This is a genomic window from Shewanella sp. FeAMO, from assembly GCF_053653955.1.
Map to the genome: position 1 here is coordinate 4539114 of NZ_CM132201.1, position 12744 is coordinate 4551857.

The 12744-nt window shown below is 55.3% G+C and carries 12 protein-coding genes; 7 read left to right on the forward strand and 5 right to left on the reverse strand.

Translation table 11 applies throughout. The features are described from left to right. The first annotated feature begins 11 nt into the window (after nt 1-11). The 6 genes from caiA (at nt 12) to ACWAU4_RS20285 (ending at nt 6781) form a co-directional block, all read left to right on the forward strand. A complete protein-coding gene (caiA, locus tag ACWAU4_RS20260; protein ID WP_454290579.1) occupies nt 12-1160 on the forward strand; it encodes a crotonobetainyl-CoA dehydrogenase in 1149 nt (382 codons plus the stop codon). Between the two features lie 119 nt (nt 1161-1279). After that, complete coding sequence (gene caiB / locus ACWAU4_RS20265) at nt 1280-2506, forward strand: L-carnitine CoA-transferase (RefSeq protein WP_025010095.1); 1227 nt, start codon at nt 1280-1282, stop codon at nt 2504-2506. Between the two features lie 73 nt (nt 2507-2579). After that, complete coding sequence (caiC, locus tag ACWAU4_RS20270; RefSeq protein ID WP_208125206.1) at nt 2580-4136, forward strand: crotonobetaine/carnitine-CoA ligase; 1557 nt, start codon at nt 2580-2582, stop codon at nt 4134-4136. A 238-nt stretch (nt 4137-4374) separates the two neighbouring features. Beyond that, nucleotides 4375-5160, forward strand: a complete 786-nt coding sequence (caiD, locus tag ACWAU4_RS20275; RefSeq protein ID WP_025010097.1) for a crotonobetainyl-CoA hydratase — start codon at nt 4375-4377, stop codon at nt 5158-5160. Between the two features lie 30 nt (nt 5161-5190). After that, on the forward strand, nt 5191-5814 hold the full coding sequence (gene caiE / locus ACWAU4_RS20280) for a carnitine operon protein CaiE (RefSeq protein ID WP_394805922.1): 624 nt from the start codon (nt 5191-5193) through the stop codon (nt 5812-5814). A 25-nt stretch (nt 5815-5839) separates the two neighbouring features. Further along, complete coding sequence (locus ACWAU4_RS20285) at nt 5840-6781, forward strand: alpha/beta hydrolase (protein ID WP_208125207.1); 942 nt, start codon at nt 5840-5842, stop codon at nt 6779-6781. 158 nt (nt 6782-6939) lie between these two features. On the opposite strand, the gene ACWAU4_RS20290 is transcribed toward ACWAU4_RS20285, so the two are convergent. From ACWAU4_RS20290 to ACWAU4_RS20310, 5 genes are all read right to left on the reverse strand, one after another. Beyond that, a complete protein-coding gene (locus ACWAU4_RS20290; protein WP_107352473.1) occupies nt 6940-7401 on the reverse strand; it encodes a TlpA family protein disulfide reductase in 462 nt (153 codons plus the stop codon). 2 nt (nt 7402-7403) lie between these two features. Continuing rightward, nucleotides 7404-9572: a TonB-dependent receptor plug domain-containing protein gene (locus ACWAU4_RS20295; protein WP_208125208.1), complete on the reverse strand. Its 2169-nt coding sequence runs from the start codon at nt 9570-9572 to the stop codon at nt 7404-7406. A gap of 220 nt (nt 9573-9792) precedes the next feature. Further along, the gene (yjjG, locus tag ACWAU4_RS20300; RefSeq protein ID WP_208125209.1) at nt 9793-10485 is read right to left on the reverse strand and encodes a pyrimidine 5'-nucleotidase; all 693 of its coding nucleotides are present in this window, start codon (nt 10483-10485) and stop codon (nt 9793-9795) included. A gap of 85 nt (nt 10486-10570) precedes the next feature. Beyond that, nucleotides 10571-11056 carry a DMT family transporter gene (locus ACWAU4_RS20305; protein ID WP_223828871.1) on the reverse strand — a complete coding sequence of 162 codons (486 nt, stop codon included), beginning with the start codon at nt 11054-11056 and terminating at the stop codon, nt 10571-10573. An 18-nt stretch (nt 11057-11074) separates the two neighbouring features. After that, entirely contained in the window at nt 11075-11590 is a 516-nt protein-coding gene (locus tag ACWAU4_RS20310) for a DMT family transporter (RefSeq protein ID WP_243756803.1), read from the reverse strand. A 173-nt stretch (nt 11591-11763) separates the two neighbouring features. On the opposite strand from ACWAU4_RS20310, the gene ACWAU4_RS20315 reads away from it, so the two are divergent. Then, nucleotides 11764-12657, forward strand: coding sequence for a LysR family transcriptional regulator (locus ACWAU4_RS20315; RefSeq protein WP_208125210.1), 894 nt, complete (start codon nt 11764-11766; stop codon nt 12655-12657). Nucleotides 12658-12744: the final 87 nt, after the last annotated feature.

The following is a 12744-nucleotide window of genomic DNA, read 5'->3' on the forward strand; positions in this document are numbered from 1 at the left end:
TTTAGCGAGTGGTGCACTTCGGAGTTGAATTCGCGGATGAGCAGGAATTATTTGTTAAAGGTGTTCGTGACTTAATGGAGAGAGAAAACTGGGAACAATATTTCTCCGAGTGTGACGAAAATAGTCAATATCCAGAAAGATTTGTAAAAGAACTGGCAGAAATGGGCATAGATAGTCTGTTATTGCCGGAAGAGTTTGGTGGCTTCGAAGCCGGACTGATGACCCTGGCGGTTATCTGGGAAGAGCTGGGCCGCCTCGGTGCCCCCACCTATGTCCTGTTCCAACTGGCCGGCTTTACCACAGTACTGAAACACGGCACCCAAGAGCAGATCGACAAGATCATGGCTTTCCTGGGGACCGGCAAACAGATGTGGAACTCCGCCATCACCGAGCCTTCAGCCGGTTCCGATGTTGGCAGCCTGCAAACCACCTATACCCGCCGCGACGGCAAAATTTACCTCAATGGTACCAAGTGCTTTATCACCAGTGCCGCCGGTTGCCCCTTCCTGGTGGTGATGGCCAAAGACTCAGCTTCCGAGAAACCTGTGTTCTCCGAGTTCTTTGTCGACATGACCAAACCTGGCATCAAGGTCAGCAAGCTTCCCAAACTCGGCCTGAAGATGGACAGCTGCTGCGAAGTGCAATTCATCGATGTTGAGCTGGAAGAGAAAGACTTCTTCGGCACCGAAGGCAACGGTTTCCTGCGGGTGAAAGAAGAATTCGATGACGAACGTTTCCTGGTGGCCTGCACCAACTATGGCACGGCTTACTGCGCCTTCGAAGATGCCGCCAAGTACGCCAACCAAAGGGTACAGTTCGGCGAGGCCATCGGCCGTACCCAGCTGATCCAGGAGAAGTTTGCCCATATGGCCATCGAGCTGAACAACATGCGCAACATGATCTATCACACCGCCTGGAAAGCCGACAACGGCATCATGACTTCAGGTGACGCAGCCATGTGTAAATACTACTGCGCCAATGCCGCCTTCCGGGTGGTTGACCATGCCATGCAGGTCTTCGGGGGTTACGCCATTGCCGGTGAGCACCGCATCAGCCGCTTCTGGCGCGATCTGCGGGTAGACAGAGTTTCCGGCGGTTCAGACGAGATGCAGATCCTGACTCTGGGTCGTGCTGTGCTGAAAGAGTATCGCAACAGGTAGTTGCCCATGAGTACCGGCCGGGTTCGCCTAATCTCCCTGCTCCCGGTGAAACCGGCCGGTCGGTATGGCGCAGCACAATCTGCGCCATCAATGCCAAGAATCGATAGAAGGAACAGATCATGTCACATCATTTAGCTATGCCAACATTTGGCCCTCTCTCGGGTGTCAGAGTCGTGTTCTCCGGCATAGAGATTGCCGGCCCATTTGCCGGGCAGCTGTTTGCCGAATGGGGCGCCGAAGTTATCTGGATTGAAAACGTGGCTTACACAGACACTATCCGGGTGCAACCCAACTATCCTGAGCTGTCACGCCGTAACCTGCATGCCTTGTCGCTGAATATCTTCAAGGATGAAGGGCGCGAAGCCTTCCTCAAGCTGATGGAAACCACAGACATCTTTATCGAAGCCAGCAAGGGTCCGGCCTTCGCCCGTCGTGGCATCACGGATGAAGTCTTGTGGGAACGCAACAAAAAGTTAGTTATCGCTCACTTATCAGGCTTTGGTCAGTACGGCACCGAGGAATACACTCACCTGGCCGCGTATAACACCATAGCCCAGGCCTTCAGTGGCTATCTGATGCAAAACGGCGATGTCGACCAACCCATGGCGGCCTTCCCTTATACGGCTGATTATTTTTCAGGCATGACAGTAACCACATCTGCGCTGGCAGCCCTTTACAAGGCGCAGCAAACGGGTGTTGGCGAAAGCATCGACGTGGCCATGTATGAAGTTATGTTACGCATGGGCCAGTACTTCATGATGGACTACTTCAACGGCGGCAAGATGGCACCACGTCAGTACAAGGGCCGTGACCCTTACTATGCCGGTTGTGGTCTGTACAAGTGTGAAGACGGCTACATAGTGATGGAAATGGTCGGCGTCACCCAGATTGAAGAGCTGTTCAAAGACATAGGTCTTGGCCACCTGCTGCACACGGAAGCGGTACCGGAAGGCACCCAGCTTATCCACCGCATCGAATGCCCACATGGGCAGGAAATTGAAGATGCACTGGAGCGTTACATAGGCCAACGCACCATAGAACAAGTGCGCGAGCGCTTCGCCGAGCTGAAAATTGCCTGTGCCAAGGTACTCAGCGCCGAAGATCTCGAGTCCAATCCTCAGTACATCGCCCGTGAGTCTATCACCCAGTGGCAAACCATGGACGGCCGTACCTGCAAGGGTCCCAATGTGATGCCCAAATTCAAAAACAACCCAGGCCAGATCTGGCGCGGCATGCCAAGCCACGGCATGGATACCGATGCCATTCTCAAAGATATCGGTTATGACGAAGCCGCTATCCAGGAGTTGGTGAATAAAGGGCTGGCCAAAATCAAGGGAGAAAAATAACTCCTGAAGTCGTGCGAAGGCCGGCATATACAGGCCTTCGCTGCATAACCCGTTTTATTGAGCAAGGTGTCAAATGGATATAATAGCTGGACAAGATTTACGTCAGACCTGGGATGATCTGGCCCTCAACTATGGAGAGAAAACGGCGCTTATCGTCGAAAACCTTCAAGGGCTGGCCCAGGAATACAGTTATGCCGGGCTCAATAAAGAGATCAACCGCACCGCCAACCTGTTTCATTCGCTGGGAGTCGCCAAGGGCGACAAGGTGGCGCTGCATATCAACAACTGTGCCGAATTCATCTTCTGTTGGTTCGGTCTGGCCAAGATAGGCGCCATCATGGTGCCGATAAACACCCATCTACTGCAGGAAGAAACCGCCTATATTCTGGACAAGTGCGCTATCTCGCTGGTGGTTACCAGCAGTGAGTTTCAATCACTCTACAGCGGCTTGCAGCGAGATCCCGGCTCTCCACTACAGCAGATCCTGCTGATAGCCGACGAGTCGGCCACTGCACCGGCCAGCATTCTCAATTTCCACCGCCTAAGGCTGGCACAACCCGATGAACTGCAACACAGAGTGCCATTGAGCAGCAGCGATGTCGCCGAAATCCTGTTTACCTCGGGTACCACTTCCCGTCCCAAGGGGGTGGTAATTACCCACTACAACCTCAGATTCGCCGGTTACTACACCGCCTGGCAATGTGCCCTCAGGGACGATGATATCTACCTGACTCCCATGCCCGCCTATCATATCGACTGCCAGTGCACAGCAGCCATGGCGGCCTTTTCGGCGGGAGCCACCTTTGTGATGCTGGAAAAATTCAGCGCCCGCGCCTTCTGGGGTCAGATTTGTAAGTATCGTGCCACTGTCACTGAGTGTATCCCGCTGATGATCCGCACCCTGATGATGCAGCCGCAAATGCCCTGGGAGAAACAGCATTGCCTGCGTGAGGTATTGTTCTACCTCAATCTGTCAGATCAGGAAAAAGACGCCTTCGTCGAGCGCTTTAACGTGCGCCTATTTACCTCATACGGCATGACAGAAACTATAGTCGGCGTCATCGGCGACCGCCCAGGTGACAAGCGGCGCTGGCCCTCCATCGGCCGGGTCGGCATGGGCTATCAAGTGGAAATCCGCGATCAACAGGGGCGCTCCCTACCTACCGGTGAAACCGGGGAAATCTGCATCAAGGGCGATCCGGGTAAGACACTGTTTCGTGAATACTACAAATTGCCGGAAGAGACCGCCAAGACACTCTCGGCCGACGGTTGGCTGCACACAGGTGACTCAGGATACGTCGATGAGGAAGGCTTTTTCTACTTTATCGATCGCAGCTGCAACATGATCAAACGCTGCGGCGAAAATATCTCCTGTGTCGAACTGGAAAACATTATTTCAGAGCACCCAAAAATTGCCGATATCGCCATTATTGGGGTGAAAGACTCTATTCGAGATCAAGCCATCAAGGCCTTTATTGTCTTGCATGAAAACCAGACGATTACCGAAGAGGAGTTCTTCGAATATTGTGAAGAACACATGGCTAAATTCAAGGTACCTTCTTTCCTTGAGATCAGAAAAAGTTTACCGAGAACCTGCTCGGGTAAAATAAAAAAGAAGAGTCTTTGCTGACAAATAGTTAATCGAACTATCAAGTTTTAAATTTAAGCCTTCTAAATATCGAAGGCTTAAAAAGCAAACCGTAAAAACCAAGAAAGTAATTGGTAATGCCTTTATTACCAAAATTGTCGTAGCTGGGTAATATCTGCTTAAACCATAAATAGTTATGGCCTTAGGCTGGTGATAAGCGTTAACTGTATTTCGCACATACTCAGTGATATTTTAATTTTTATCCAGATGGAGTATTAGCATGAACGAATCGTTACACATACGCCGCAATGGCCATATTCTGGAAATCACCCTGGATCGCCCCAAGGCCAACGCCATAGATGCCAAGACCAGTTTTGCCATGGGTGAAGCCTTTATCGCTTTCCGTGACGATCCGGAACTGCGGGTAGCAATTATCACAGGGGCCGGTGAGCGCTTCTTCTCTGCCGGCTGGGACCTGAAAGCCGCCGCCGAGGGTGAAGCCCCGGATGCCGACTTTGGTCCGGGCGGTTTTGCCGGTCTGACCGAGCTGTTCGATCTGGACAAGCCAGTTATCGCCGCCGTCAATGGTTATGCCTTCGGTGGTGGTTTCGAGCTGGCCCTGGCCGCCGACATGATAGTCTGCAGTGACAACGCCAGCTTCGCCCTGCCGGAAGCCAAACTGGGCATAGTACCGGATAGCGGCGGCATGCTGCGCCTGCCCAAGCTGATCCCGCCTGCGATCGTCAACGAGATGATGATGACCGGCCGCCGCATGGATGCCCAGGAAGCGCTGCGCTGGGGCATAGTCAACCGGGTAGTGGACAACAGCCAACTGATGGAAACCGCCCGAGAGTTGGCACAGGAGATCACCCAGAGTGCCCCTCTGGCCATCGCCGCCCTGAAAGAGGTGTATCGCACCACCAGCGAAATGCCGGTGGAAGAAGCCTATCGCTTTATCCGCAGCGGCCAACTGAAACACTATCCATCCGTATTGCACTCAGAAGACGCGCTGGAAGGGCCTCAGGCCTTTGCCGAAAAACGCGATCCTGTCTGGAAAGGCAAATGATTTAAGGAAAGCACGCCAACCGGGACAAGGATGTCCCACCCTCAAGCCAAACAGGAAAATGCCATGAGCTGTTATGCATTTGAAGGTCTGATCCCTGTTGTCGACCCCAGCGCCTTTGTTCACCCCAGTGCCGTACTGATAGGCGATGTGATAGTCGGCGCCAATGTCTACGTTGGCCCTCACGCTTCCCTTCGCGGTGATTATGGTCGGCTGATCCTCAAGGCCGGCAGCAATCTGCAGGATGGCTGCATCATGCACGGCTATTGCGATCAAGACACCATAGTCGCCGAAGATGGCCATATCGGCCATGGCGCCGTGCTGCACGGCTGCATCATAGGCCGCAATGCCCTGATAGGCATGAACAGCGTGATCATGGATGGCGCCGAGATAGGGCCAGACACCATAGTCGGCGCCATGAGCTTTATCAAAGCCGGCTTTCAGGGGCAACCGCGGCAGTTACTGGCAGGCTCTCCCGCCCGATATATCCGCGATGTCACAGAGCAGGATCTACACTGGAAACGCCTCAATACCCAGGAATATCAGGCGCTGGTGCCGCGCTGCCACAACTTCCTTCGGGAAGTGAGGCCGCTGACACAAGCCGAAGCCAACCGTCCCAGGCTCAAAGGGGTCACAGAGGTGACCTACAAGGCCTGATCCCCTTGCTGAATAGAGTACCCGTATGCCACTCAATCCCCAGGTTGAAACCTTCCTGCAGCAAACCTATGCCGCAGGCTTTACACCCTATGAAGATCTGGCGCCCGACGCCGGTCGTCATCAGGAACACAGCGATATTCCCCCGGCCAGGCCACCGGAAGAGATGGCCGCCGTTGAACACAGATTTATTCCCGGCCCTACCGCCGACCTGCCGGTTAGGATTTACCGCCCCAAACACAGCGAGCAACCCCAACCGGCGCTGATCTACTTTCACGGCAGCGGCTGGATGGTGTCCAACATAGAGATCAACGACCCCTTCAGCCGGGCACTAGCCAAGAATTGCGGCGTGGTGGTGATTGCCGTCAATTATCAAAAGGCGCCGGAGCACAAGTTCCCCATCCCCATGGATGACTGTTACGCGGCAACCCTGTGGGTGTTCAAACACGCCGAGAGACTTGGACTGGATCCCAAGCGAATCGGTATCTTCGGCGACAGCGCCGGTGCCAATCTCGCCGCTGCGGTGGCATTGAGGTGCCGCGATGAAGACTCGGCGGATCTCGCCTGCCAGGTGCTGGTTTACCCGCCGGTGCAGTACGGCTGGCACACGGCCTCGGCCGAGAAATACGCCACAGGTTTTTTGCTGCACAAGGACAGCATGAAGTACTACTGGAACCACTATCTACGCAGCCCGGCCGATGCCATTCACCCCTATTGCTCCCCTTTGCTGGCAACCGACCACAGCAAGCTGCCCACTACCTTGCTCTACTGCGCCGAATGCGACCCCCTGTGCGACGACAGCCGTCTGTACGCCGACAAGTTGGCGACTTCCGGCGTAGCCGTGCACTATCAGCGCTACCCGGGCACGATTCACGGCTTTATCAAGATGTTGGGAGTGTTCGAGCAGGCCGATGAGTTCCTGCGCGATGTCGGCGCCCAAGTAAGAGAGTTGCTGGCGGTCAAGGATTAACAACCCAAGCGCCTGATTTTGGCACCCCTGAAATTGGGCACCCAAACAGCCGCCAGAAATCACCACCTCCATGGGAGGGGTTTAAGATTGACAACAAAATGCCCGGCTCGATGCCGGGCATTTTTATCTCGATGGGATCAGGTTTGAATTGTGCTCACTCAGGCCGCCGGACAGAGCTGCGCCTGCAGTTCGGCTTCCCCGGTCAAACCACGATAGCCCTTAATCAACCTGCCCTTGCTATCCAGCAGCAACAAGATAGGGGTTGCCGGAATGCCGCCCATATCCCTTACCAACTCCATTGGCGCTCTATAGGCCTCAAATGGAAAGTTGAGGCGGAACAGCGCCCGTTTCAGGGCCAGTTGATTGCCATTGACGCCGAGCGCCACCGGCTGCAGATGACCAGGGCACAGCTGATGTAACTTTTTCAGCACCGCCGCCTGCTTGACACACCAGGGGCATTCGGGCTCGAAAAACATCAGCACAGCACTCTGGCCCTCGAGATGTGCCAGCGTCTGTTGCTCCTGCCCGCGAAGGGGCTGGAACAGATAGTCGCGGGTCAGCTGTGAGGCCTGCAACGGCATGGCACACAGCAGCAATAATCCCAGAGCCAGGCGCTTCATAATCAGAACACCAGTTTCATGCCGGCATAGATCTCTCTGCCACGCAGCGGGCCATAGATGTAACCCACATCGAAGGCGCCTTCGGCGTCATAGAACAAGGGGCTTTCCTCGTCACCTGCCTGGGTATAGTCAAACAGATTGCTGACCCCGGTATAGAAGGACAGGTTGTCGTTGAACTGATAGCTGGCACGCAAGTCCAGGGTAAAGTAGGACGGCGCATCGGTACGCTTCTTCGAGTCGGGATCCACCTTACCGTTGGCATCCAGGCGGTTGTAACCTTCATAACCGTACTGCGACAGATCGCGGCTGCCAATCCACACCAGGTTGGCGAAAAATTCCCAATCGTTGACGTCCCAATCCACGCTCAGGGTCACCCGTTCCTCGACCGGTGCCACCGCATAGGAAGACTTGAATACCGAATCATAGTCGAAGTGCTCGCCGGTAAGGTTAACCGTCAGATCATCGGTCAGGCGATAGCCCAGGGCGATATCTGTGGTCACCACGCTGGCCTTCTCATCCAGCTGGGTCAACAGCGGGATCCCCTGGTCGTTGGTGGTCAGCGCCGCCAGATGCTCGACTTCAGTCCAGGCCACGGAAGCCGTAGAGGTGAGTCTGTCACCCTCGTAGCTCAGGGCATAGTTCACCGAGTTGGAACGTTCCAGCTCGTCGATGTCGATATCAAACCCCAATGAGCCATCCAGAATGCCGTGATCAGTCTCGAAGAATGACAACGGCGCCCGATAGCCACGGCCGGCAGACAGACGCGAAGTCCACAGCTCATTGTGACGCAGGCGGATATCCACTCTGGGCGAGAGTATCGACTCGTCCAGCTCTGTGCCCGGCTTGCTGGGGTCGGTAAAGTCGGCAGTGATGCTGTCGTAACGCAGCGCCATGGCGACTTCGAGGGCATCTGTCACCTGCCAGGTATCCTGCAGGTACAAGCCCTTGACGTCATAGTCAAAAGAGTCGGAGACATAGTCAGGGTTGGCGCTGCCGGCGCGGGAGTGGGAGCGCATCTCTTCGGTACGCAGATCGGCGCCGAAGGTCAACAAATGGCTGTCGTTGAACAGGTAGTTGAATCTGGCGTCGAAGAACCACATCTTGTCATCGGCGGTATAATCGAACCCCTCGTAGAAGGAATCCTGCTTGTGCTCGGCATAGCTTACCGCCAGGTGCATGTTCCAGTCGTCACTGAACTCCTTCAGCCAGGCAAGCGATGCCTCGTTGCGCTCTGTCTTGATCCACTCTGTGGTTTCCCAGGCCTTGCCCTTGTAGCGCTTGCGGATATCACCGTCTTCAAACAGCTGCTGCGGCTCACTGGGCTTATCATCAAAACCTGAGAGTACACTGCCAATGCTGGAAGCTGTGCCATCGGCAAAGTTGCTGCCCAGCATGGGGCCACCGAAGATCTCCGACTGGATATTGGCAATTCGCAGCACCAGGTTGTCAAAGTCGCCGATATCCTGGGAAATTCTTGCGGTTACGCTGCGGTTTTCCTGCAATGGCGCCTCGTTGACCTTGTTGTCATCGGCGTCGAACTGATCTCTGTCGTCATACTGAGCCACCAGCGTCGCCCGGGTGCGGCCGTCTTCACTGACGCCCTTGCCAAGGAAGCCCACTTTGCGATAGCCATTTTCACCGGCGGCGATATCCAGCTCGGCACCGTTTTCGGTCGGCTCATAGCTGATGATGTTGATGGTGCCGCCAATCGCCTCAGGGGCAATCAGTGAAGCCCCGGCGCCGCGGGCCACTTCGATGCGTTCAATCCCTGTGGTAGGAATGGCATCGACGGCGTAATAACCGGAAATCATGGTATGCACCGGCAAACCATCCACCAGAATTGTGGTTTGCTCCCCTTTCATGCCGTTGAGCATGATGCGTTTCACACCACACATGGAGCATTCGTTGGAGACTTTTACCCCGGGAGAGTTATCTATGGCTTCCGACAGGTTAACGGCATTCTTGTTTTCTATGATGCTGGCGTCTATCACCTCTGTCTTCATTATGGTGTTGGCCAGGGTGCCGGCTTGCTCCAGCCGCTGCCTAACCCCTACCACACTCAAGCGCTCCATGTTTTCTGCAGCCGGCTCCTGCGCTTCTTCTGCTTCTGCCGCCATCAACTGCGGGCTCAACAGGGCCGCCAAAACAACTGCCAGATAAGTCGGTTTCACTCAGATATCTCCCCAAATCAACAAAGTTGCGCAATATTATATGAATGAGAATAATTATCAATTGACTTAGATCATGTTTTTAACAGCTGCTCTAAAGGTGTATCAGCATCCCCTAAAGGTATTAACGGGTGGACGGCGGCTTTTCTCGGCAGTGCAGAAATGCCCAAGGCCCGCATAATGGCGGGCCTTGGGTTTAAAAATGCTTTAAGTAAGATGCGGATCAGCTACAGAGTTGCCTTTGCAGTTCACTCAGTGAACGCACCTCGATATGGGGCTTAATCCCTTCGGGTGCCGCCTCTCCCTTAACGTTGAGCCAACAGGTATCCAGACCGGCTTGAAGGCCGCCGAGAATATCCGAATGGGGGTTGTCACCCACCATCAATACCCGCTTACGCTCGGGTTGCTGCATCTTGGCCAGCGCATGCTCGAAGATACCCGGATCCGGCTTGGCCAAGCCGACCTCTTCTGAAATAATCAACAGATCAAAGTGTTCGTCAAAGCCAGTCTTTTGCAACCGCACCTGCTGCAGCTCGGTAAAACCATTGGTGATAATCCCCAAGCGGGCACGGCCCTTGAGGCTATCAAGCAGCTCGGCAGCACCGGGAAGCGGCTCACAGATATCGGCCATTGCCGTCATAAAGGCGCTGTTGAGTTCAAAAGGTGTGCGCCCGAGACGTTTGGCCCAATGGCTGAAACGGGTCAGCTGCAACTCGCTGGCGCTGATCTTGCCGTCCTGGTAGGCCACCCACAGCGGCGCATTGGTTTGCTGATACTCGGCATAGTCGGCATCGCTGAAATCCACCCCCTGACGGGAAAACATCAGCTTGAGCCCACGCGGCGCATCGAACTGAAACAGGGTTTCATCGGCATCGAACAATACCCACTGATAAGCCTGACTATTAGAGTACGGCATTCTTCTCTCCTGTTTCCCCATTCTTCTTTAAACCAAAAGCCATAGCCCGAAAACATAGCGTTATACAGGACACAAGTTGCGAATTTTACGCCTTGACGTCGGCGGCGTCCAACCCGCTGCCGACTCGACGGGTTTGCGCCTTGGCCGCCAGGCGCTGCAGTATCACACCAGCCAGGATCAGCGCCGCCCCCAGCCAGGCCTGCCAGCCCAACTCACGGGAAAGGCTGTCGAGCCAGACACCGGTCAGCATCTGTCCGGAAATCACCAACAGGGCACAGGCCATGGCGCCAAGCCTGGCCAGAGCCCAGCTGCTGGTCGCAACAAACAAGGCGCCTATCACGCCGCCGAGCCAAGTGTAAGCCGGCGTAGCCTGCAGTTGCCATACTGCGCCGCCCTGAAACAGGGTATAAACCGCCAATACCAAGGTCAGCAGTAAAAAACCCAATAGGTGGTTCAGCAACGATGCCTGCAGCGCGCCTTTATTTGCCGCCAGTGCACCGTTAAAACTGCGGCTCAGGCTGACCATGACGCCGTTGGCCAGCGCCAACAACAAAAACAGTGACAACATCATCTTCTCCCCAGGTAAAAATTAAGCGTGAGCGGAAAATATCAGCAACAGCGCCCCGGCCAGTACCAGCAGTAATGCCGGCCACTCGAGTGGATGCAGTTGCCGCTTTGGCAACAACCACCAGCCCCGAGTATCACTGATGGCGCCGAACAGTAACTGCCCCAGCAGCAGGAGTGCCAGGGTTCCGCCCAGCCCCAGGGGAGAGTTGACGCAGATGGCCGCCAGAATCACAGTCATGGCGCCGGGCAGACCGCCAAGCCAGGCCCAAAGTGGCAAGGTGCGCTTTGGCTGCTTATTCTGCTCAGGCCCCCCTGGCGAAGGGGCTGTCTTTCGCCTTCCCATAAATAGCCATAACAACAGGGCGGTCAACGCCCCGGTACCATGGGCTATCCAGGAAGCCAGCAGGGGTGAGCCGGCCGAGGCCAGCTGGCTGTTAAGCTGGATCATCAGCGCCAATAAGCCACCGGCAATGAATGCCACCAGGGCGGCTCCCCAGGATAGCGGCATATTGGATTCTCGGTTGCGGCTGCCTTGCATCTCTCTTCTCCGGCGTGTGCGAATCAATCTTGGCCAGCCAATGGCGGGCATTATTGGGGCTCGACAGGGCGTCTGTCGCCGCCCTTCAAGCAGACGCCACTCTACATTGTTTTGCCATTTAGGATAATTACCGATAATGTCGCAATACAGTTTCCAAAAACTCAACTATCAAGATGGATCACTTCAATGCCCTGCCGGTGTTTGTCGCTGTGGTGGAGTCCGGCAGCTTCTCGGCCGCTGCCAAGCAGCTCGGCAGCAGTAAATCGGCGATCAGCAAGCGGATAAGCCAGCTCGAAACACGCCTCGGGGTGCAACTCCTGTACCGCACCACACGTTCGCTCAGCCTGACGGAAGCAGGCGAGCGCTACTATGACTCTGTGCGCCATGCGGTACGTTTCGCCAGGGAGGCGGAAGATGCCATAGGCGAGCTGCAGCACAGCCCCAAGGGGCTGCTGAGGATGTCTGTGCCCATGGTGTATGGCCGCCGTTATGTCGCGCCGCTGATGGCTGAATTTCTGCAGCGTTTTCCTGATATTCGCCTGCAACTTGAGTTGAGCGACAGCCATACCGATCTGATTGCCGAAGGTTTTGATCTGGCGCTGCGCATTGGTGAACTGGCAGATTCCAGCCTGGTCGCCAAGCGCATCGCGCCATGCGAGAGCTTCCTGGTGGCCTCTCCCGAGTACTTAAAGCGCCACGGCACGCCGCAAACGCCGGAGCAGCTCGGCCAACACAACTGCTTGTTCTATTCGCTGTTTCGCGGTGGCAACGAATGGCGCTTTCAAGGCCCCCAGCAGCAATCGGGCGGCGAAGTCAGAATTGAGCCCAAAGGCAACTTCGAGGTCAATAACAGCGATGCGATTCACAGCGCGACTCTCCAAGGCCTGGGAATAGCCAATATGCCTGACTTTATTGTAAGAGGTGATATCGCCAAGGGCCGCCTGGTCGCCCTGATGCCCGAGTATCGGCTGCCCCGACACGCTATTTACTGCGTCTACCCCAGACGCAAGCACCTGCCGGCCAAGGTCAGCGCCATGATAGATTTTTTAACGGCGAAGCTACCGTGATGGCAGCATGAAAGACAGTGGCCTTGTCCGAGGCGCAGGTGACGGATCCACGAGCAGCGCCCAGCTTGTCCTTGGCTGTGATGTGAG